The 23,711-nt window shown below is 29.2% G+C and carries 23 protein-coding genes; 4 read left to right on the forward strand and 19 right to left on the reverse strand.

Going from position 1 to position 23,711, the window contains the following annotated elements; translation table 11 throughout:
• Positions 1-127 precede the first annotated feature (127 nt).
• Positions 128-1,177, forward strand: coding sequence for a PTS sugar transporter subunit IIC (locus QX51_RS03840; RefSeq protein WP_039678596.1), 1,050 nt, complete (start codon positions 128-130; stop codon positions 1,175-1,177).
• A 97-nt stretch (positions 1,178-1,274) separates the two neighbouring features.
• Here QX51_RS03840 and QX51_RS03845 read toward each other — a convergent pair whose 3' ends face one another.
• From QX51_RS03845 to QX51_RS03865, 5 genes are all read right to left on the reverse strand, one after another.
• On the reverse strand, positions 1,275-2,333 hold the full coding sequence (locus QX51_RS03845; protein ID WP_039678597.1) for a DUF6398 domain-containing protein: 1,059 nt from the start codon (positions 2,331-2,333) through the stop codon (positions 1,275-1,277).
• Between the two features lie 174 nt (positions 2,334-2,507).
• A complete protein-coding gene (locus tag QX51_RS03850; RefSeq protein ID WP_039678598.1) occupies positions 2,508-2,852 on the reverse strand; it encodes a cupin domain-containing protein in 345 nt (114 codons plus the stop codon).
• 79 nt (positions 2,853-2,931) lie between these two features.
• A complete protein-coding gene (locus QX51_RS03855; protein ID WP_039678599.1) occupies positions 2,932-4,044 on the reverse strand; it encodes a peptidylprolyl isomerase in 1,113 nt (370 codons plus the stop codon).
• A gap of 108 nt (positions 4,045-4,152) precedes the next feature.
• Complete coding sequence (locus QX51_RS03860) at positions 4,153-4,710, reverse strand: DUF2238 domain-containing protein (RefSeq protein ID WP_039678600.1); 558 nt, start codon at positions 4,708-4,710, stop codon at positions 4,153-4,155.
• 17 nt (positions 4,711-4,727) lie between these two features.
• Complete coding sequence (locus QX51_RS03865) at positions 4,728-6,257, reverse strand: FAD-dependent oxidoreductase (RefSeq protein ID WP_039678601.1); 1,530 nt, start codon at positions 6,255-6,257, stop codon at positions 4,728-4,730.
• Positions 6,258-6,468: 211 nt separating this feature from the next.
• Here QX51_RS03865 and QX51_RS03870 point away from each other — a divergent pair, with 211 nt between their 5' ends.
• Genes QX51_RS03870 through nagB form a run of 3 tightly spaced genes read left to right on the forward strand, consistent with a single transcriptional unit; the run spans position 6,469 to position 9,163 of the window.
• Positions 6,469-7,206, forward strand: coding sequence for a GntR family transcriptional regulator (locus QX51_RS03870; RefSeq protein ID WP_039678602.1), 738 nt, complete (start codon positions 6,469-6,471; stop codon positions 7,204-7,206).
• A gap of 16 nt (positions 7,207-7,222) precedes the next feature.
• The gene (gene nagA / locus QX51_RS03875; RefSeq protein ID WP_039678603.1) at positions 7,223-8,362 is read left to right on the forward strand and encodes an N-acetylglucosamine-6-phosphate deacetylase; all 1,140 of its coding nucleotides are present in this window, start codon (positions 7,223-7,225) and stop codon (positions 8,360-8,362) included.
• 30 nt (positions 8,363-8,392) lie between these two features.
• Positions 8,393-9,163, forward strand: a complete 771-nt coding sequence (gene nagB, locus QX51_RS03880) for a glucosamine-6-phosphate deaminase (RefSeq protein ID WP_039678604.1) — start codon at positions 8,393-8,395, stop codon at positions 9,161-9,163.
• A 184-nt stretch (positions 9,164-9,347) separates the two neighbouring features.
• On the opposite strand, the gene QX51_RS03885 is transcribed toward nagB, so the two are convergent.
• The 14 genes from QX51_RS03885 to pfkB form a co-directional block, all read right to left on the reverse strand.
• Positions 9,348-10,166 (reverse strand): MurR/RpiR family transcriptional regulator, encoded by an 819-nt coding sequence (locus QX51_RS03885; RefSeq protein WP_039678605.1) that lies wholly within the window; start codon positions 10,164-10,166, stop codon positions 9,348-9,350.
• 34 nt (positions 10,167-10,200) lie between these two features.
• A complete protein-coding gene (locus tag QX51_RS03890; RefSeq protein WP_039678606.1) occupies positions 10,201-11,091 on the reverse strand; it encodes an ROK family protein in 891 nt (296 codons plus the stop codon).
• 68 nt (positions 11,092-11,159) lie between these two features.
• Positions 11,160-11,615, reverse strand: coding sequence for a NanQ anomerase/TabA/YiaL family protein (locus tag QX51_RS03895; protein ID WP_039678607.1), 456 nt, complete (start codon positions 11,613-11,615; stop codon positions 11,160-11,162).
• Between the two features lie 12 nt (positions 11,616-11,627).
• The gene (locus QX51_RS03900) at positions 11,628-13,121 is read right to left on the reverse strand and encodes a sodium:solute symporter family protein (protein WP_039678608.1); all 1,494 of its coding nucleotides are present in this window, start codon (positions 13,119-13,121) and stop codon (positions 11,628-11,630) included.
• A 115-nt stretch (positions 13,122-13,236) separates the two neighbouring features.
• On the reverse strand, positions 13,237-14,121 hold the full coding sequence (locus tag QX51_RS03905; RefSeq protein WP_039678621.1) for an N-acetylneuraminate lyase: 885 nt from the start codon (positions 14,119-14,121) through the stop codon (positions 13,237-13,239).
• A 63-nt stretch (positions 14,122-14,184) separates the two neighbouring features.
• Positions 14,185-14,880, reverse strand: a complete 696-nt coding sequence (locus tag QX51_RS03910) for an N-acetylmannosamine-6-phosphate 2-epimerase (RefSeq protein ID WP_039678609.1) — start codon at positions 14,878-14,880, stop codon at positions 14,185-14,187.
• A gap of 389 nt (positions 14,881-15,269) precedes the next feature.
• Positions 15,270-15,587 (reverse strand): PTS lactose/cellobiose transporter subunit IIA, encoded by a 318-nt coding sequence (locus QX51_RS03915; RefSeq protein ID WP_039678610.1) that lies wholly within the window; start codon positions 15,585-15,587, stop codon positions 15,270-15,272.
• A gap of 11 nt (positions 15,588-15,598) precedes the next feature.
• Positions 15,599-16,324, reverse strand: coding sequence for a chitin disaccharide deacetylase (chbG, locus tag QX51_RS03920; RefSeq protein ID WP_039678611.1), 726 nt, complete (start codon positions 16,322-16,324; stop codon positions 15,599-15,601).
• 8 nt (positions 16,325-16,332) lie between these two features.
• Positions 16,333-17,643, reverse strand: coding sequence for a 6-phospho-beta-glucosidase (locus QX51_RS03925; RefSeq protein ID WP_039678612.1), 1,311 nt, complete (start codon positions 17,641-17,643; stop codon positions 16,333-16,335).
• 89 nt (positions 17,644-17,732) lie between these two features.
• A complete protein-coding gene (locus tag QX51_RS03930) occupies positions 17,733-19,049 on the reverse strand; it encodes a PTS sugar transporter subunit IIC (protein ID WP_039678613.1) in 1,317 nt (438 codons plus the stop codon).
• 25 nt (positions 19,050-19,074) lie between these two features.
• Positions 19,075-19,386, reverse strand: coding sequence for a PTS sugar transporter subunit IIB (locus QX51_RS03935; RefSeq protein ID WP_139045110.1), 312 nt, complete (start codon positions 19,384-19,386; stop codon positions 19,075-19,077).
• 212 nt (positions 19,387-19,598) lie between these two features.
• The gene (locus QX51_RS03940; RefSeq protein WP_039678614.1) at positions 19,599-20,306 is read right to left on the reverse strand and encodes a GntR family transcriptional regulator; all 708 of its coding nucleotides are present in this window, start codon (positions 20,304-20,306) and stop codon (positions 19,599-19,601) included.
• Between the two features lie 415 nt (positions 20,307-20,721).
• Entirely contained in the window at positions 20,722-22,677 is a 1,956-nt protein-coding gene (locus tag QX51_RS03945) for a PTS fructose transporter subunit IIABC (RefSeq protein ID WP_039678615.1), read from the reverse strand.
• A gap of 3 nt (positions 22,678-22,680) precedes the next feature.
• On the reverse strand, positions 22,681-23,598 hold the full coding sequence (pfkB, locus tag QX51_RS03950; RefSeq protein WP_039678616.1) for a 1-phosphofructokinase: 918 nt from the start codon (positions 23,596-23,598) through the stop codon (positions 22,681-22,683).
• Positions 23,599-23,711: the final 113 nt, after the last annotated feature.

A 23,711-nucleotide genomic window follows, 5' to 3' on the forward strand; every position in this document is an offset into this window, starting at 1 on the left:
ATTATTATCATTATTACGTTTTTTAAAACTAAAGATTTTTATGTTAAATTATTAATAATATTTGTATATAAAAATAAAACTAATTATAATATTTGTAAAGGTGATTTTTGTTGAAGGGAGATTTATAATGGGGAAAGTTAAAAGTAGACGAAGTAAAAAACAATTCGCTAAAGATAAAAATATTGAAATATCCGTTCAAAGATATTTAGTTGATGCCTTAAGTTATATGGCTCTTGGTCTTTTTGCTTCTTTATTAATAGGTACAATTTTTAATACTTTAGGAGATAAATTGGGAATCAGTCTATTTACAGATGTGATTAATCCACTTGCTAAACAAGTTACAGGTCCTGCTATTGCTGTTGCCATTGCTTATGGGCTTCAAGCACCTCCTTTAGTTATGTTTTCTTGTGCTTTAGTTGGTGCTTGTGGAAATGAACTTGGAGGACCTGTTGGTGCTTTTGTAGCAACTATTTTTGCAGTAGAAATTGGTAAAATCGTTTCAAAAGAAACAAAAATTGATATACTAGTTACTCCTGCTGTAACTATTTTAGTTGGAGTATTAGTTGCTCAGTTTACCGGTCCTGCTGTATCTGCGTTTATGACAACATTTGGAAGCTTGATTATGAAAGCAACAGAAATGCAACCTATATTTATGGGAGCATTAGTTGCTGTATTAGTAGGAATAGCTTTAACTCTACCAATTAGTAGTGCAGCTATTTGCATAATGTTAGACCTTAGTGGACTAGCTGGTGGTGCCGCAACAGTAGGATGTTGTTGCCAAATGGTTGGTTTTGCAGTAATGAGCTATAAAGAAAATGGAATGGGTGGATTATTTGCCCAAGGGATTGGAACTTCTATGCTACAAATGCCAAACATAATAAAGAACTGGAAAATTTGGATACCTCCAACATTAGCTTCTGCTATTATTGGTCCATTATCTACTACTATATTTAAAATGGAGAATATTCCAATAGGTTCTGGTATGGGTACTTGTGGTTTTGTAGGTCAATTTGGTACTGTTACTGCCATGGAAGCTGCTGGAAAGGGTGGTTCTATGATGTGGCTAGGGATTTTACTTCTTAATTTTATTTTACCAGCTATTACAACTATTATCATAGCTAAGTTTATGAGAAGTAAGAATTTAATAAAGCCTGGTGACTTAAAGCTTGATATATAAAATTCACTTCGCCTAAGCGACTATGTCGGCGAAACACTTTATGGCGCAACGACTTTGTCTGTTGCTTATAAAAAAATAAGGCTGTGTAATCACAGCCTTATTTTTTTAATACATTTTTTAATAACCAATCTATAGAACCTTTAGTGTTTTTCCATAAACTTATTGACTCTTCACAGTAGAAGTTTGCTTCGTTAAATAATACAGGGTTTATATATACACCTGACATTTGCATAAAAGCTGTCCATTTTATTAATTTTAATGCTATATATTTATTACGGTTAACTGCATCTTTTAATGCATCTTTTGCCATAAACATATTTTTATTTTTATAGTAGTATAAAACTTTACTATATGACCATGTTGCACTTTTATCATCTTTGTATCTTGCAAACAAGTCATTTACTTCTTTTCTATCATTTTTTTCGATAAGTATATTTATTAATTTATATCTTATTCCTTGATGATCTAGTGGGTTTAAATTTAATAATAATTCGTATACTCTCTTAGCCGAATCATAATCTTTATTATCATTAAATAAATTTCCTAAATCTTGTAAAGCTATCATATATGGTTTTGTTATTTCATCTTCCCAATATACAACTTCACCGTTATTTGCTATCATTTCTACTGCTACTTTTATAGCATTTTCAAAGTTTTCAACTTTAACTTTAAAATCATTAGATTCATGAGCTAACTTCATGAAGTTTTGATATATTTGTTGCTTTTCGTCTTTTACTGGTGCTTCAGTAGTTACTACAACTTCTTCTTTAGCTACTACTTCTTTTTCTTCTACAGTTTCAGTCGTCTCATTAGTAGAATATACTATTACTGATTGATCATTTTCTTCTAAGTTTAAGATTTCTTTAACAGCTTCAGCTTTATTTTTTATCGTTCCTGCTGATACTCCTATTTTTTGAGAGAAATCTTTCTTTGTCATGTACATTGGATGTTTTTTGTTAAATACTCCGTTCATATCTAATACTATGTTTAATATAGAAGCAGCCCATATATCAGTTCTTGAAGTACCTAATATTTCTGCATTTGCATCTTCTAATCTGTCTAGGATTTCCACACTCTTTTGAGTAAAATTTCTGTTTAAATTTTCATTTGAGAAATCCATTATTATATCTTTTATTTGTGATTTTGTATTGCTCATTTAAATCCTCCATATTACATTAAAAATAACACTATTTACTATTATAACATTTTTTTTTAAAATGTATATTTAAACTTTAAAAATCTTTAATATATGATAATAAAATTTTATCACATATAAGAGGAAATTTGCGTTTAGAATAAAAAAACTCTAGGAATATCCTAGAGTTTTTTATTACTCATTTATTACAACTGCTATAAATTCTAAATCTTCAATACCTATATTTTCTATACAGTGTTTATTTCCATCAGCAGTATATATTGCATCACCTTCGTTTACTTCTACAAACTCATCATTGTCTAAAACTTTACCTTTACCTTTTAGTATGTAGTAAATTTCAAAATCGTCCACATGATCATGCATGCCTATAGAACATCCTACTGGTATAATTATTTTTGAAAATAGTTTTGCCTTTCCCCTTAAATCATCACCTTCAACAATAAATTCCCTTTTAACTAAACCTTTACCATCTTTTAAATTAGATTCATCTTTTCTTATTTGTGATTTTCTTATTATCATATAAACCCCTCCCTTTATAATACACAATAATAATATCAAAGTTATTAGATCTTATCAATAAATGATCCTTCATAAAAATTTACATATTTACTTTTACATCATATTTTTCTAAAGCATCTTCTAATAATGTACTTTGTTTATTATTACTTAAAGTTTTTATAAGAGATTCTTTCTCATCATCAAAATCACCGTATCGTTCACCAGTCTTTTTAATAATATGATATCCATAATTAGTTTCCACAACTTTAGGATAAATTTGATCTACCTTTAAAGAAAATGCTGCATCTTCAAAGCTTTCATCCATTTGTCCTTTAGTGAAATATCCTAAATCACCACCACTACTAGCAGTATAAGTATCATCCGTATTTTCTAGAGCTAAATCATCAAAACTGTCTCCATTTAAAGCTCTCTTAAGTAGTCTTTCTGCCAACGCTTTATTTTCTTTCTTTTTATCATCACTTACTTCATTGCCCTCTTCATCATAATTACTTATTAAAATATGAGATGCTCTTATCTCAAAGAATTCTTCTTTATTGTTATTGTAATAATTTTTTGCTTCTTTTTCACTTACTTCAGAATTATCTTGTAAATACTTAGTAGCTACCATTTCTTTCTTTAAACTTTCTTTGATATAATCCTTAGTTAAATCAAATCTTTTTAAAAACTCATCTTCTGTTAAATTAAATGATGATTCTATTGATGACATAGTTTTAGAGTAATTACTATCTACTTCATCATTAGTTACTGTAATCTTTGCCTCTTTTCCTGCTTTATATAAGGCTTCCAAATTTGTCATATAATTTATTGTATTAACTTCTTGTGATTCAATTTCTTCATTTGATAACTTCTTTAAACCTTGGTAGTAGAAGTATGGCTCCATTCTCTTTGAAAAATCTTCACCTGTTATTTTAACATCTCCAACACTGGCTAATACTTGTGACTTTGTATAAGATTTATGAGTAGCTGGCAAGTTTCTTCCCACATCTGTTCCTACATAAAAACCTGCACCTATTCCTATAATTGCTACAAATAACATAGATAAAATTGTCTTACCTCTTTTACCATCTATGTATTTTTTTAATTTACCTTCTTTTGTTTCACTATTATCTTTATGTGAATGATTTACAGTCTCTTCTTTAGTTTTAACACCATCAATGTTTTCATTTTCTTTGTTTAGTTTGTCTTGAGACATTTGGATCCTCCTAAATTTATTTCTTATCTATATATTACAACATATAATTTTTTTTGTGTGAATAGAAATAGAAAGTAATATGAAATTTTCATGAATTTTTAAATTTATTTATAACTTTCGTAATAAAAAAGGAGTAATTACTATTGTTCCAATTAAACCATCTATCATATCTATCATTGTGTCTTTTAGACCGCCTGCTTGACAATTTATTTTAAATAATACGTCTAAAGAAAATTCTAAAATTTCCCATAAATTTGATATTCCTAAACTAAACATAAAAATAAAAATAAAGAAGAAAGCCTTTTTTATTTTTTTTCTGTCTTCTTGTTTTGTACATACATTAATAACTGTATATGCAACCACACTTCCAATAGCACCCGACCATATATGTAATGCATCATCATAATAATTTATTTTGTATAGTCCATAAGAAGTTCCAAGGACAAGAGAAAATAATATAAATAAATCAAGCATAATTATTAACATATCATTAAATAAATAGTCAAACTTTTTATTCCCAATTCTAAGAATGTAAGTTGCTATGATACATCCTGTACAAATAGCTGCATAGTTATATTTTTTAATGTATATTAAGTAAACTACAGATATACCATAAAATACATAAAGTAGTATATTTAATATCTTTAGTAAATTTATTTTTTTCATATTGTTAGTCCTTATAATTATAATATTTTAGGATCAATTTTATTTTTACCTTCACCATAAGTTTTTAGAGGTCTTAAAGCTGGTCCATTTAAAATATCTCCTTTATAAGAAAATCTACTTCCATGACAAGGACAGTCCCATGTTTTTTCACCACTATTAAAGGTAAGTTCACAACCTAAGTGAGTACAAGTAATATCTACTATATATAAATGATCGTCTTTATCTCTATAAGCTCCATATCTTTTACCATGTATACTTATAGTTTTTCCTTCTTCTTTCTTAGGTAATTCACTGCTTCCTGATATAAATTTACCTTTTATATAGTCAATTGCAACTTCCATATTATTTTCTAAAAACTTCATGTTTAAATAACTTTTTAAGCGACTTGGATTATATAATGCTTCATATTTAGAGGAGTTTTTAGTTATTAAATCTTTAATTAAAATAGCTCCTGCACTACTATTACTAAGTCCCCACTTGCTAGTACCTGTTATTATATATACATTATTTTTTTCATTATTAATTCTTCCCATAAAAGGTATATTATCAAAAGATACATAGTCTTGTGTAGACCAACTCCCTATAATTTCTTCCACATCAAAAGTTTCTTTTGCAAATCCTTCTATTGCTTTAAAATTATCACATTCTTTGATACATTTTCCTGTTTTGTGATCTTGTCCTCCAGCTATTAAAAGATCACTTCCTTTGTCATCTTTACAAGACCTAAATGTTCTTGTTGGATTTTCTACGTTAATATAATTACCTTCTAATATTTTATTTTTTAATTTTCCGCATAGCAAATAAGATCTTGAAGCTTCCTCTTTTGCAAAGAAAAATCTTAATCCATCATACCAAGCATTACATGATGTTAGTATTAAATTCTTCGCTTTAATAATATTATTATTGGCGCATTTAACTACACATTCTTCATCTATATTTACATCAACTACTGGAGTATTTTCATAAATTTTCACACCTAATTTTTTATTTATTTTTGCTAAAGCATCAACATATTTCTTAGGATTAAATTGACCTTGATTTTCAAAACATAAAGCGCTCTTAATATTTAGAGGAACATCTTTTATATTATTCATATACTCACAAGGTATCCTTAATTTATTACAAATTTCATATTCTTTTTTTATATCTTTAATATATTTTTCTTCTTCAGTATAAACAAAACTTGGAACCACTTTAAAATTACAATCTATATTATTTTCTTCTATTATATCTTTAATAAGTTTTAGTCCTTCCTCGTTGGCATCATAATAAAGTCTGGCTTTTTCACTAGAGTACTCTTTTTCTATGATAGAATATATAAGTCCATGTTGACTAGTTACTTTTCCTGTATTTCGTCCTGATGCTCCAAATCCAATTTCATCAGCTTCCACAATAGTTACTTTTTTATTTTCTTTTGCTAATAAATAAGCTGTAGTAAGCCCAGCTATACCACCACCTACTATTAAACAATCTGTATTTATATCATTATTTAAACTTTCATAGTTTTCCTTATTTTTTGAGGATAAAATCCAATATGAATTCTTCATTTTTTATTCCTTTCTTAGTTAATAATACTTATTATTAACAATAGCATTCTAAAAAATTCGCCTTACTTAAAGCTATATTTGCATACTACACATAAAACTTTTTTTTCATATACATAAGTTTTATAACCTTGATTTTTATACTTATTTAATATATAATTTAATTATAAAATTGGTATATACCAATAGGTATATACCATAGAGGAGAAATACAATGAAATTGATAGATAAAAATTCACAGATACCTCTTTACCTTCAACTTATAGAAATAATAAAAGATATGATTAATAATAATGAATTACAAGAAGGACATTATTTAATGTCTGAAAGAGATATTTGTAAGATTCAAAATGTAAGTAGAATGACTGTCAATAAAGCTATCATTAACTTAGTTAATGAAGGAGTCTTAGAAAGACGACAAGGTAAAGGTACTTTCGTTTCATACAAAAAACAAAATTTAACTTATGAAAAAATGCAAGGTTTTACAGAAATAGCTGAGGGGAAAAAGCTTAAAGTAAAAAATAAAATATTAAAATTTAAATTAGATAAACCTAGTGATGTGATTAAGGAATACTTGCAATTAAAAGATGACTCTTCTCTTATTTTCCAAATAGAGAGAGTAAGATTTATTGATGAAGATCCTACCATACTAGAAAAAATATATATTCCAGAATATATGTGCCCAGATTTAAATAAAGAGCTTATAGATAAAATTTCCCTATATAAATTATATAGAGAAAAATATATGCATAAGACTCAAAGAGCTAAGCAAGTAATTAATCCTATTATGTTAGATAAATCTCAATCAAAACTTTTAAATGTTGATTTAAATTCTCTAGCATTAAAAATTGATAGGGTTGTATTTACTGATGAGGAAGAAGTTTTAGAGTATACAAGTTCTTTATTTATCACAGATAAACATCAATACGAAATTATACTTAACGAAGACTGATAATTTAGGGGGAATTATGAAAGCTATTATTAATGGTAAAATACTAACAGAAAATAATATAATTGAAGATAAAATACTTTTATTTGATAATAAAATCAGAGGATTTTGTGACAAAATAGAAGAAAATATAGAAATAATAGATGCTAAAGGTCTCTATGTTTCTCCTGGACTTATTGATATACATGTCCATGGCAGTTGCAATTGTGATGTTATGGATAAGTCTTTAACATCAATAAAAACTATAGGTAATGGTATTAAAACAAACGGTGTCACTTCATTTTTACCTACTACGATGACTATGTCAAAAGAAGATATATATGAAGCCCTTGATACAATAAAAAAATCTATAAATATAAAGTATGATGGTGCACAAATTCTTGGTGCTCATTTAGAAGGTCCATTTATAAATAGTAAATATAAAGGCGCCCAAAGTGATAAATTTATTCAACCACCTAATTTTCCTTTTATAGAAGAATATGTGGATGTAATCAAGATAATTTCTTATGCTCCTGAAGTTGATGATAACTTTAATTTCACAAAAGAAATAAAAGATAAAACTGATATAACCTTATCCATAGCTCATACTAATGCCACATATGAAGAGGCTAAACTAGCTATTAAGTTTGGTGCATCAAATATAACTCATTTATTTAATGCAATGACCCCTTTAAATCATAGGGAATTAGGTGTCGTTGGAGCTGCTCTTACTAGTGATGTTTACTGCGAGATAATTTGCGATAATATTCATGTTAATCCACAGTTATACCAATTTGTATTAAATAATAAAGGTAAAGACAAAGTTATCTTAATCACAGATTGCATGAGAGCTGGCTGTATGGCTGATGGAAAATATGATTTAGGTGGCCAAGATGTTTTTGTAAAAGATGGTGCAGCAAGACTTTCTACTGGTAACCTTGCTGGAAGTGTTTTAAACTTAAATAAAGCAGTTTATAATTTTATAAAAAACACAAATTTATCTATAAATGAAGCAATAAATTTAGCTTCACTAAACCCTGCTAAATCAATAAATATGGACAAAACAAAGGGTAGTTTAGATATAAACAAAGATGCTGATATAGCTTTATTTGATGATGAAATGAATTGCTATATGACTATTTCTAACGGAGAAATCATTTTTAACAATTTAGATAAATAAATATATTATAAAATTTTGGAGGGATACATTATGAGAATAATAGTTTGTGAAAACTACGAATTATTAAGTAAAAAAGCAGCACAAATAGTAGGGAGTCAAATGATTTTAGAACCAAAATCTATACTTGGTCTTGCTACTGGAAGTACTCCAGTTGGAATGTATAAAAATTTAATAAAAATGTATGAAGAAGGATTAATTGACTTCTCAAAAATTAAAACATTTAACTTAGATGAATATTATAAACTTCCTATAGATAATAACCAAAGTTATCATTACTTTATGGATGAAAATTTATTTAATCATATAAATATAAATAGAGAAAATATACATATACCAAATGGTATGTCAGATGATATAGATACAGAATGTGTTTTATATGATCAAATGATTGATGATAATGGTGGTATAGATATACAAGTTCTAGGAATAGGAAACAATGCTCATATAGGGTTTAATGAACCAACTATAAACTTTAACAAAGGAACTCATGTAGTTACTTTAGATGAGTCTACAAGAAAAGCTAATGCAAGATTTTTCAATAGTTTAGATGAGGTTCCAACAAAAGCAATTACTATGGGAACAGGTTCAATATTTAAAAGTAAAAAAATAATGCTTTTAGCTAGTGGAAAAAATAAAGCTGAAGCTATTTATAATACAGTTCATGGAAAAGTTACTCCAGAAGTTCCGTCTTCTATATTACAGTTCCATAAAGATGTAATTCTAATTCTTGATAAAGAAGCTGCTAGTCTTTTAAATAAAAATGACTATGAATTAATGAGTGAATTTGCAAAAGTAAAATAAAAAAATTCGCTTCGCTCATGTCGTCAAAATTAAGAAGCATATCGTCAACGATATATCCTCGTTACCACTTCGGATAAATCCGTTACTCAAACGAGTTACCTTCGCTACCGCTTCAGGAAAAGACCTTACTCAAAATTCGCTTAAAAAAATCAGTAGTCATCGGACTACTGATTTTTTTGTATATTTATTCATTGTAAAGAGCATTAATTGTATTGCTGTGTAATTCTTCTTTTCTAAGTCTATCACTTTGAAGGAAATGAGAATAGAAAATATCAACTATAACTAACACAGGAAACTGTGGAGATATTGCTTTTCCATTTTCTAAGTGCTCTTTAACTGCAATAAATAAAATTTCATCACAATAGGTTTTCATTTCTTCATCTTGCTTGGATGTTATCAAGACTACACTAGCCCCTCTATTTGAAGCTTCTTTTAAAGAGTTTGTTACTTCTTTAGTATTTCCACTAACACTTATTCCAATTACAACGCAATCCTCATCCATTAAAACAGAGTTCATCTTCATTATATGACTATCTGATATTGCTTCCATATTAACGCCAAGCCTCATAAGCCTTAACTTCATTTCTTGTGCCACAAGTCCTGAACTTCCTCTTCCATAAGTATAAATTCTCTTTTTATTTGAAATAAGTTCCACAACTCTTTGCATTTGCTTTTCATCTATCAATGCATAGCTTTTATTTAAAAGTTCTTGATAAGTATCTAAAACTTGTTTTGTATAACTAGCTGTTATATTAGGAGTAGTTTCTTTAAAACTTTGTTTATACACATAGGCAAATTGTCTGTATCCATCAAAACCACATTTTTTTGCAAACCTTGATATGGATGCTTCTGAAACAAATAGTGTTTTTGATAAATTTTTAGATGATATATCAACTTCTTCCATATTATATATGAAGAAATCTGCAATAGTTTTTTCTGAAGGTGTAAAGCTATCATATAATGATTCTATATGAGGTACTATACTTTTTTGATATTCCTTCATTAATACTCCCCCTTTTTCCTTTTAAATACTTTCATTATCTTTTTTTCTGCATATTTATAAAATTAAAATATGCTCCAAGCATTCCTGCTTTGTTTTCATTTACTGCAAATTCTAACCTTGTTTTATCTCCTATAAATGGTATTAAGTTTTTATCCATACTACTTCTTATTTTATCATATAAATACTCTCTTTGAGCCATTATACCACCACCAAGAACTACAACTTCTGGATTTATTATATAACAAATATTTGCTATTCCTTCTCCCAAAACTTCTGTTAATTCCTCTATAGCCTTTATACAGTCAGGGTCGCCATCTTTAGCTTTATCAAAGATATACTTTCCATTTATATCTTTCTCATCAATATTTTTCATCTCAGCTACCTTTTTAACTAATACACTACTAGCCCCTAGTTTCTGAAAAGTAGATCCCATCATGTTCATATATCCCACTTCTCCACCACTTCCAAAAGCTCCATGATAAACTTCATTGTTTATAATAATTGCTCCACCTATACCTGTTCCTATTGTCAAACATAAACTTATCTTGCTTCCCTTAGCTCCACCTGCAAAATGTTCTGCAAGAGCTGCACAGTTCACATCATTTTCAACTTCACAAGGAATATTAAATTTTTCTTCTAAAGTTGCTTTTATTTTTGTTCCTGTATAATTTGGAATTAATGATGATGCATGAATAATTTCTCCTTTTTCACAATCAACCATGCCAGCTGTAGAAATACAAATTCCATCTATTTTATAATTATCTTTATAGTTACTTACTATTTCTACCATTTTACTTAATATATTTTGTCCACCCTTTGAGGCTTCTGTATCCATTTCAGCTGTAACCACAAAATCTAATTTTTCACTTATAACTCCATATTTTATGGAAGTTCCTCCTACATCTATACATACATAATTTTTCATAAATACGATCCTTTCTATATACGAACTTAGGGAGTGCAGATAAACTAACCTACACTCCCTCCTTATACTTATTTTTCAATAATTATTTTAAATATGGCTTTTTTTATTTTTTGAGAATCTTCTATCTTTACTGCTGTTCTGTGAGCATCATTAGGATAACAAATCAAGAAATCACCTTTTTCAAGTATTACATGACCATTTTTCTCACCTTCTAAAGGTAAAAAGTCATCTTTTTCAACAAATTCTTTTTCTTCCATATTTTCTATAAAGTTCACATCTATTTGTTCTTTTCCATCTAACATAAGATGCAAATCTAAATAATTTCTATGAGCTTCCCAAAATCTATTTTCAACATCAGTAGTTTCATATTCAACTATATTTACAAATAAATTATCTCCATCTATTGTATGACTGCCTTTTTCATAGTTTAACAAATCATTAGAGGCTGCATATTCAAAACATCTTTTTATATCTGATGGTAAATAGTTGTATTCATTTAAGTTTTTTATATTTCCAAATATCATAGCTACCTCCTATTATTCATAAATTACTGTGTCTCTATTTGGTACAGTATTATCATTTTTTAATTTTCTAGATACATAACTTACTGGAATTCCTACTATTAGCGATATACCTATTGTAATAATTGAGTAAGACCATATAGATACGTCTGGCATATTATATTTTACAAATATAATTGCTATTGTTGAAACTGCAAAGGCTACAAAAGCTCCAGTTGAATTAGCAACTTTAGTAAATACACCAAGTACAAATGTACCACCAAGTACTCCAAGTACTAGTCCCATAAATCCATTAAACCATTCGTAAGCTGATTTTATTTCTCCATTTGCTAATATCATAGAAACTGCTATTGCAACTATACCAACCCCTAAAGAAACATATTGAGCTATTTTAGTTTGTTGTTCAAAACTCATTTCTTTTTTACTTAAACGTTCTTGTATATCTAAAGTCCAGCTTGTTGCCACTGAGTTTAATCCAGTAGATAAAGTAGATTGAGATGCTGCATAAATTGCTGCAAGTAATATCCCTGTTATACCAACTGGTAATTGGTAAGCTATATAAGATGCAAATATTTGATCTTGTTGAGCTGTTTGAGCAAGTGCTGGATTTTGTCCATAGAACACATATAAACCAGTTCCTATTAAATAGAATACTGTAGCTATAAATATTGATAAAGCTCCGTTTGTTAACATCATTTTATTTAATTCTTTTGTATCTGTAGTTGTTGTAAAACGCTGAACTATATCTTGACTTGAGATATAAGAAGAACAAGTATTAAATCCAGCCCCCACAACTATTAAAAATACACTTGTTTTTAACATATTAGGATCAAATAAAGCCTCTTCTGCGCCTATAAATTTACCTTGTTTTAAAGTTTCAAACACTGCTCCTGCTCCACCATCAATACTAATTAATAAATAAACTAGAGCAAACGTTACCCCTACTAAAAGTACACTTCCTTGGATAAAATCTGTCCATAAAACAGATTTTAACCCTCCTGTATATGAATAAATTATTGCTATTACTCCCATTACTATTATTAATATATTCACATTTATTCCTGTTAAGTTAGCAAGTACCATTGATGGTAAATACATTATGATTGACATTCTACCTATTTGATATACTATAAACATTAATGCTCCAAGTACCCTTAAAGCCTTACTATCAAATCTTAACTCTAAATAATGATAAGCCGTATCTATTCCCAACTTACTATAAATCGGCAAGAAGAACTTTATCGTTATAGGTATAGCTATTAGCATACCTAATTGTGCAAACCATAATATCCAAGTTCCACCATAAGAGTTACCAGCTAGTGATAAAAATGAAATTGGGCTAAGTAACGTTGCGAATATTGAAACACTTGTTACCCACCAAGGAATAGTTCCATCACCTTTGAAGAACTCTTTTCCTTGCATATCTTTTTTAGAAAAATGCAGCCCTGCAAATAATACTGCTGCTAAATATACTACTAGTATAATAAAATCTATTGTGGTAAATCCCATATTATTTTCCTCCCCTAAGAGTATTTATCAATATATTTTAGGGAAAAGTATTTATTTAAATTTAGCTAATACTTTTCCTTTAACTTTGCTTTAACTATTCATTAAATAACTATCTTTATTTTACATATTTATCAAATATATTTTTAGCTTCTTCTACTTGAGCATCTGTAGTTAAAGCCATTGGCTTACGACAGTATCCTGCGTCTACACCACTTAATTTTAATAACTCTTTTAATGTTGCATATAATCCATTTGAAAGGATAGCACTTATTAAATCATTAGTTACATGTTGTATTTCTCTAGCTTCTTCTATTTTACCTTCTTTAGCTAAATCGAATATTTGTCTAGCTCTTATACCATTTACGTTGAATGTAGATCCTATAGCTCCATCTACACCAAGTACTGTAGCAGGTAACATCATTTCATCAAATCCTGCATATATTAAATGATTTGGATAAGCTTTTCTTAGTCTTTCTAATAAGTAGAAATCTGCTGCTGTGAATTTAACACCTATTATTTTTTCATTTTCAAATAATTCCCCAAATTGCTCAACACTCATATCAACTCCTGTTAAGAATGGTATAGAGTATATTATTAATCTGTTATCTACACTATCTATTATTGTGTTGTAGTAATCCTTTATTTCATTGAATGAGAATTTATAGTAGAATGGTGTAACTGCTGATATAGCATCATATCCTAATTCTGTAGCAAACTTAGCTAATTCTACTGATTCATATACATTTATAGATCCAACTTGAGCTATTAATTTTATTTCATTTTTTGCTTCGTCTTTTGCTATTTCAAATATTTGTTTCTTTTCTTCAGTTGAAAGCATAAAGTTTTCACCAGTACTTCCTCCCACATATAAACCATCAACTTTCATATTGTCTATGTTGTGTCTGATTATTTGACGTACTCCTTTTTCATTTATACTCCCATCTTCATTGTAAGAAACTAAAAGTGCACTAAATATTCCTCTCATATCTGCGTTATTCATCATAATTTTATCTCCCTTATCTATATATTTTTCTTATATTTTAATTTTTAAATTATTAACATATTATTTCAGCTCATCAATAGCATTTATAAACTTTTTAGTTATATTTTGAGGTCTTGTAATTATGGAACCAACTACCACACTATAACTACCTAATTCTAAAACTCTTTTAGCTTTTTGTGGAGTATCTATATTTCCTTCTGCAATCACCTTATTTGAAACCTTTGAAATTATTTCTCTAAGAATTTCAAAATCGTTTTCCTCAATCCTATCATTTTGACTTTGCTTTGTATATCCAACCAAAGTAGTGCCTATATAATCAAATCCAAGTTCATCTGCATGTATTGCTTCTTCTACAGTTGAACAATCTGCCATTAGCTTTTGATTTGGATATTTTGTTTTTATAGCTTCATAAAATTCATCTAAAGTAACTCCATATGGTCTTAAGTTAGATGTAGCATCTATCGCTATTATCTCTGGCTTAACTTCCATAAGTTCATCTATTTCTTTCATTGTAGGTGTTATGTACACCTCACAATTTTCATAATCTCTCTTTACTATTCCTATTATAGGAAGATCAACATTCTTTTGAATTTCTTCTATATCTTCCCTTGTATTAGCACGAATCCCAACTGCTCCGCCTTCTTTGGCAGCCTTAGCCATGCGCCCCATAATAAAAGAAGAATGTAATGGTTCATGTGGTAATGCTTGACAAGATACAATTAAATTATTTTTTAATTGTTCTAAGTTATCCTTCATACTCTTTCTCCTTCCCTAATTTCATCTTAAATACAGTATATAATTTAAAGAAAATATTTTCAATAAAATTCGTTTTTTAGAAAGTACTTTCATTAAAAAATATATTATTATGCTGAATCATTATATTTTTACACTTATTTATCTTATTTTATATAAATAAATGTATTTTCTTGCAGTAAAAAATTCGCTTCGCTTGAGCGACGTGTCGGCGAAACACTTTAAGCCATTGAGTGAGCGCTCCACTTCATATCACCAACGGCTTCGCCCGTTGCTCAAATAACAAAGTTGGAAATTATACGTTATCAACATAACAAATAACATATAATTTCCTTATAAAGTAAAAAGAAACCTACTCTGAGTAGATTCCTTTTTACTTTATATTTAATAAATTACTTTGTATCTAGTCTTTCGTATAAGTCAACAAATTCTCCTGCTAGTTGTTGGAATGTCATACTTGTCATTAAGTGATCTTGAGAATGAACTAACATTACACTCATATTAGTTTTTTCTCCACTAGCTTCTTTTTGAATTAATTCTGTTTGGAATTTGTGAGCTTTTACCATAACTGCCTTAGATTCTTCAAGTTTTTTTCTTGCTATATCTATATTCCCTTTTTTTGCTTCATCTATTGCTTCAAAAGCTAAACCTTTAGCATCTCCCGCAAACCCTATAATACCAAAAGTTATTTCAATCATTTTTTCATCCATATTATCTCCACCTACAGTTCCCTATAATTTGTTAGTAAAAAATTATCTTGTATAAAATCTTTTGTGTCCTTAGAAGTTAATATTTTATGCTCATTAATTCTAGCCATAGAATATGATGTTGTTTTCATTAGAAAATCATCAACATAAGCGGGATGACACATTATATCAGCTATTTCGTATGATTTAAGATGATCAATTTTTTTCATAAAATAATCATAACTTACATTTTCACCATAAAAAGTATCTATTAAAGGTATAATTTTAGAATAATTAAAATCATACTCAAATCCACCTCTTATTGGTAAATCATATTTTTCCAAAATTCTTTCTATAACTGGTCTTAGTTTTTCTAAAGTATGAACATGATGATGACTATCCAAATGAGTTATATCTGTTTTAGTTCTAACCTTTTCAATTTGAGCACAAAACTCCTCATATATTTCATCTAAATCCATATTTTCAATTACTTCATTAGTTATTCTTCTTATAAAATAATCATTTTCATCTACCATAGTCTTTAAATTTGAAAGTACTGGCTTATAGCAACTCATTGTCATGTGAACACCACAACCTAAATTTTCATTTTCTTTTAAAAGTTCCATGGCATGTTCAAACCATGGCATATTTGCCATAGTACTAGTAGATCTAACTACACCAGATTTATATGCTGAAATTATACCATAATTTACGCCCTCAGATAAACCAAAATCATCTGCATTTATTATAAGTTTAGTCATTTTATCACCTACTTATTAAATTGTGGTAGATATTCTTTGTGAGCTTCCATCATTTCATCCAATACTACTTTTGCAATATCATCAGAAGGTATTAGTGGATTTATACAAAGAGCCAGTAATGCAGTTTCGTAATCCCCAGTTACAGCTGCTTTTGCTGCCAGAGATTCAAAGCTCTTAATTTGGCTTACTAATCCATCAGTACATTCAGGAAGGTATCCTATTGAAAGTGGTTTTGGACCTTGGGAAGTTATTATACTACTTACTTCTACAGCTTGATTATCTTTAAAGTTTCTTATGGCACCATTATTTAAAGTATTTACTACTTGAATATCTTGTTTATCATTATATATTGAACTTATTAAATTGCATGCTGCATCACTATAGTATGCTCCACCTCTTTTTTCTAATTGTGGTGGTTTAATATCTAAGTTCTCATCTTTATAAAGTTCAAATAGCTGTTCTTCTAGTTCTTTAACTACCTGTCCCCTAGCTTTTCCTTTTTTAAATTCTTCTAATTCTTCCAGTAACATTTCTTTAGTCTTATAATAATATCTATGATATGGACAAGGTATTGCCCCCAAAGCTCTTACAAACTCTGGATTAAAATCGATAGCTTTTATATTTTCCATACTAATTTTTGTAGTTATAAATCTTTCAATTGCTTCCTTTGTTACGTCTTTTCCATCTAAGCAAACTTTTAATCCATATACCATATGATTAAGTCCACCAAATTCCATATAAATTCTATCTGATTCTACTTCAAATAATTTGGCTACATCATTTTTTAAATGTATTGGTACATTACAAAGACCTATATATTTTTTAAAGTTTGTATATTTAAATACTGCTTCACTTATTATCCCCGTTGGATTAGTAAAATTAATTAACCATGCATTTGGACATAATTCTTCTATATCTTTTATTATATCAAACACTACTGGTACTGTACGAAGAGCTTTGAACAGCCCTCCTGCCCCATTTGTTTCTTGACCTATTAATCCATGAGATAGTGGTATGCTTTCATCTTTTATTCTAGCATCAAGTAAACCTACTCTAAGTTGTGTAGTTACAAAGTCAGCATCTTTTAGAGCCTCTCTTCTATCTAGCGTAAGATGTATCTCCATATCTATATTAGCTTTTTTAACCATTCTTTTAGCTAGACTACCTACTATTTCTAATTTTTCTTTTCCTTCTTCTATATCAACCAGCCATAACTCTTTCACTGACAATTCATCATGTCTTTTAATAAAACCTTCTATTAACTCCGGAGTATAACTTGAGCCCCCTCCGATTGTCACTACCTTTAGACAGTTTTTCATGTCATACACCATCCCATCTAAATATCTATATGTTTAGATATCTTACAGATTTTTCAATTTATATTTTACTTATTTAAATTATTCTTTAACTATACATTTTCTTGCATCTTTTTATTTAGTGATCTCTTATCTGCCATAACAAATGGTAAATAAATAAGAACAGATAATACTATATTAACTAGTGCTAATATTCCACCTTTTAAACTTCCAGTAGCCATTACAGCACTAAATATTGGTGGAGTTATCCATGGTATTTTAGCCATTATTACTGGTGGTACCATTCCCGAAGAAATTGCTAAATATGCTACTACTGTACATACAATTGGTGCTAATACGAAAGGTATCATATACATTGGGTTTAGCACTATTGGCATTCCAAATATCATTGGCTCATTTATATTGAAACATGCTGGTGCTGTTCCTAAAGCTATCATATCTTTACGATGTTTTCCTGCTAAGAATAATGCAATTACTAACCCTATTATCATTCCTGATCCACCTAGATAAACAAAGGCATCTAAGAATGCTCCTGCAAATACATGGTATCCTTCAGTAGCACCTGCTGCTAGTAACTCAGCATTTTTTCCACCAAGGTCCATTAATATAGGTTCAACAACTGGTAATGCTATGTTTGCGCCATGTAAACCAAATATCCATAATACGTGAACAAATATTGCAACGAATATTGCTCCACCTAGAGAATCTGCAACACCTGTTAAAGGCTTAGATAAATAAGTTTGTAATAAATCATTTATAAATTTACCGTCTGAAAGAGTAGATATTAAAACTCCGATTATTGCCATTATAGTCATTGCAATTAAACTTGGTAATAATTTTGCGAATGATCTTGAAACTGCTGGTGGTACACTATCTGGCATTTTAATAGTTAACCAAGATACATTTGATAATTTAATATATATTTCAGTAGTTACTAAGGCAACTATCATAGCTGTAAATAATCCATTTGTAGAAACATAAGTCCAAGGAATGAACCCCCATCCAACTATTGCTTCAGTTGCACCTTCTGGTACTATTAATGCTGTTTGTGGACTTAATATTAGGAATGAACATAACGATATCATACCTGCTTGCAAACCATTTCCATCATAAGATTTTGCAAGAGAATATGCAACTGACACTGCTAAGAATAAAGACATCAGTGCTATAGATCCCCACCATAGGTTTCCACCTACAGCTCCTATATGTCCCCCTATCGTAGTACCTGTTATAAATTTTTGATAAGGTTCAAAAGGCAAGTTTTTAGCAAGGTTTCCAAATGCTCCTATCATTGCTATTGATATAATTCCAACAAAACCATCTCTTATTGCTACTAAGTGCCTTTGTGCTCCAAACTTTGCTGCAACAGGAACTAAATAACGCTCCATAAAAGCCATAAATTTTTCCATAACTTTTACCCCCTAATTATAATTTTTATTTTGAGTTTATTAATTCTATTGCTCTGTCTAATACAGCTTTTCCATTACATGTTCCGTAATGCATCATGTTTATTACTTCAACTGGAACATTATAAGATTTAGCTATTTCTGTAGCCTTGTTTAACATAAATCTTACTTGTGGTCCAAGTAAAATCACATCTGCATCTTGAACCTCTTTATCAATATTTGCTTCAGATATTGCCCATATTTTTGCTTCAATACCTGAACCTTTTGCTGCTGCTTCCATTTTTGTTACTAACAAACTTGTTGACATACCTGCTGAACAAGCTAACATTATTTTTATCATTTTATAATCCCTCCATAAAATATTAATCTTTATTAAAATTTTTTGTAATTTAGATTTGTATATTCAATCTTTTATTTATAGTGCTTAATAGAATATATAAATAAACAAAATGTCTATACATTCGTTCTATTAATTTAATTATATAACGAATGTATAGACATTTCAAGAAAACATTTTCATTTTTATTATAAAGTTTTTATTTTTTATTTTTTTTATTGTTTTGTAACAGCACTTAAAGTTAAAGTATATCCATAATGGTAAGTATGAGAATATTCAAATACCTCACTATTGTCAAATCTACTCACCTGTTTTATATATAAAATTGGCTCTTTCTTATTCAAGTCTAATTGTTCTTCCAGTTCTTTTGTCGATATTATGGCTTCAACTTCTCTTTCTGCAATAGCTATTTTATAACCACAATCTTCTTCTATATATTTATATAATGAATCTTCACAATCTTTCTTTGTTAAGTTTGGAAAAAGCTTTACTGGCATATATGTGACCATATAAGATACCTTCTTTTTGTCTGCCAATCTAACTCTACATATTTCCCATACATTTTCTCCCAAGCTTAAATTAAGGTTTTTTGCCAACTCTTCGTCTGCTTCAATAACTTTTAAGTCAATTAATATATTAGATACTTCCTTATTTTTACTTTTCATTTCTTTTGTAAATCCACTTATCGAAGATATATTATCATAAATATTTCCACCTAGTACGATACTACCTATACCTCTTCTTCTCGTAATATATCCTTCCTTGACCAAATTACTCAGAGCTGATCTTACAGTCATTCTAGTTACATTAAATTCTTCACATAATTGATTTTCAGAGGGTATTAAGTCCCCTTGACTTAATTTTCCTGAGTCAATTAAATTCTTCACATACTCTTCAATTATTTTGTACATTGGTTGCCCCATATTTTCCACTCCTTTAATAATTGGTTTTATAATAATTTATCTTTGAGTAGTTTATTCTTATAAGATAATTACCCATAATGATATACAATCAAAACAAATATATATACATATACATTACATTAAGCTAAATTTTAAATCAAGTAAATAATTTGTAAATTTTTTGCACTAAATAATTAGCCTAAAAATAAAAAATTGACTTTGCCTGATTCCTTCGTTAACACTTTAGGCAAGTCAGCTGCTCAAAAACTATTTTTTTGCATCTTAATATTTATTGATATTACTTAGGTTCAAGAATTTTCCATAGATTTTAGAGCAATATAATTTCCTTATATGTAAAAAACACCTTATAAAAGGTGTTTTTTAACTTTAATTTTAAATAATATATTTATTAAATAGTTTTATTGTAATAATAAACTTACTTTGCTTTATCTAATGGCTTTTTAAGAATTGCAAGTAAGATTGCACCTACTACTGAACCAACTACTAATGCCACAAGATACATTGGAAAATTAATTATAGTTGGAAGTACAAATATTCCTCCATGAGGAGCTCTAAGTCCACATCCAAATGCCATGGATAATGCTCCTGCTATTCCTGAACCAACTACACAAGCTGGTATAACATGAAGTGGATCTGCTGCTGCAAATGGAATTGCTCCTTCTGTTATAAATGATAATCCCATTACATAGTTTACAATTCCCGACTTTCTTTCACTCTCACTAAATCTATTTTTGAAGAAAGTAGTAGCTAGTGCTATTGCAAGAGGAGGCACCATACCACCTATCATAACTGCTGCCATTATGGCAAATTGTTCTAGCCCTGCATTTACTACTGTAAGTTGTGCTGTACCAAATACATATGCTGCTTTGTTGAAAGGTCCACCCATATCTATTGCCATCATTGCTCCAAGTATTGTTCCAAGTAATATTTTACTAGTTCCACTCATTGAAGCCAAGAAATTGTTAAGTGCTGTATTTACAGACCCTACAATTGGATTTACACTTATCATTATTAATCCAATTAAAAGTATTCCAAACACAGGGAATAATAAAACTGGTTTTATTCCTTCTAAAGCATCTGGTAAATAAGAGAATAATTTTTTAAGTAATAATACTAAATATCCACCAACAAAACCTGCAAGTAAAGCACCTAAAAATCCTGCACTTATAGCAGTTTTTGCATCATAGTTCATAAGGTTTCCAAAAGTATATCCTGCACTTGCTATAATACCACCAACAAAACCAACTGCAAGACCTGGTCTATCAGCTATACTCATTGCAATGTATCCTGCAAGAACTGGCAACATAAATCCAAAAGCTTGCCCACCTATTGTTTTAAAGAAGGCTGCAAGAGGTGTATTCATACCAAAGTTTGCTGGGTTTATTGTGTAGTCATCAAATAAGAAAGCTAGTGCTATAAGTATTCCTCCACCAACAACAAATGGTAACATGTGAGATACACCATTCATTAGATGTTTGTAAAATTGTCTTCCTATGCTTTCTTTTTCATTTGATGAATCTTGTGTATCACTTTCTTTTAGTCCATGAAAAATTGGTGCGTCACCTTTAACAGCTTTATCTATAAGTTCATCTGCTTTATGTATACCATCAGCAACTTTTGTTATTATAACTTTCTTACCGTTAAATCTATTCATTTCCACATTCTTATCAGCTGCTACAATTATACATGTTGCATTTTCAATTTCTTCTTTTGTTAATACATTTTTAACACCGGCTGAACCATTAGTTTCAACTTTTATGCTAACTCCTTTGTTTGCAGCTTTTTGACTTAAGCTTTCTGCTGCCATAAAAGTATGAGCTATTCCTGTTGGACAAGCTGTAACAGCAAGAATTGTAGGTAATTTAGATTTCTTGTCTTCTACAACTACTTCCTTTACCTCTTCTTCTGGGAACTTTTCTTTTTCTTTTGCATTTATTAAATTTAAAAATTCATCCACAGAAGATGCATTTATTAAGTCATTTCTAAAGCTTTCATCCATTAATATGGTAGATAGTCTTGATAAAACTTCTAGATGAGTATCGTTGGCTCCATCTGGTGCAGCTATCATAAAGAATAAATAAGACAAAGTATCGTCAAAGGCCTCGTAGTCTATACCTTTCTTAGATATACCAGCTGCTAAACAAGCATCTTTTACTGATTTATTTTTCGCATGGGGTATTGCCACGCCTTCTCCTATAGCAGTAGTACTTAGCTCTTCACGAGCAAGTATTGCTTCTTTATATTCATCACTATCATTTAAATTTCCACTATTATCAACTAAGTCAACTAATTCATCTATTACGTTTAATTTATCTTTTGATACTAAATTAAGTTTTACTGAATCTTTACTAATTAAATCTATTATTCTCATTTTTTATCTCCTTTCAACTTCTATTTCTTGTATTAATTTATCTATAAATTCTTTTGTTGCTAAATCTGATGAAAATGCTGTTGCACTTCCACTTGCAGCACCCAGCTTTAAAGCTTCTTCATAAGAATTGCTATTTATATAACCAGATATAAACCCTGCCACCATGGAATCTCCTGCACCTACAGAGTTAATTACACTTCCTTTTGGTACATTACTTATTAATACTTCATTATTTTCTGTAATAAGGAGTGCTCCATCTTTACCCATAGATACCAGCACATTTCTAGCTCCCATTTTCTGAAGTTCTCTCCCATAGACTGCTATCTCTTCCACATTTTCTAGTCTTACATTGAAAATTTCTTCTAATTCATGATTATTTGGTTTTATTAAAAATGGATTATATTTTAATACATTTAAAAGTAAATTTTTAGTTGCATCCACCACAATCTTTACATTATTTCCTTTTACATGTTCCATAATTTTTTCATACAAGTCTTCTTTTAAAGTTGATGGTATACTTCCAGCAAGAACTAAAATATCGCCTTCTTTTAGTTCACTTAGTTTATCAAATAATTCCCCCAACTTTTCGTCACTTATATGTGGTCCTCCACCATTTATTTCAGTTTCTTCATCACTCTTTATTTTTACATTTATTCTAGTAAATCCATTATCCAGCTTTATAAAGTCTGACTTAACATTTAAATCAGCTAAAGAGTTTATTATAAAGTCACCTGTAAAATTACTTACAAATCCAGTAGCTACATTATCATGTCCTAAGGTTTTTAATATTCTTGAAACATTTATTCCTTTTCCTCCTGGATATACATGCTCATCATTTACTCTATTTACCTTGCCTGTGCTTAGATGCTCAAGGTTTATAACATAATCTATAGATGGATTTAATGTTACAGTATATATCACTTTAGCTCCTCCTTAATTTTTCCTGTATATTATTTTGCTCATTAATTACTTTTGTATCCTATGACTATAATAAATGAAAACGATTTTTCTAAAAAGACAAAAAATTTCTCTTA

The sequence above is a fragment of the Terrisporobacter othiniensis genome (genome assembly GCF_000808015.1).
GTDB classification, from domain to species: Bacteria; Bacillota; Clostridia; order Peptostreptococcales; family Peptostreptococcaceae; genus Terrisporobacter; species Terrisporobacter muris.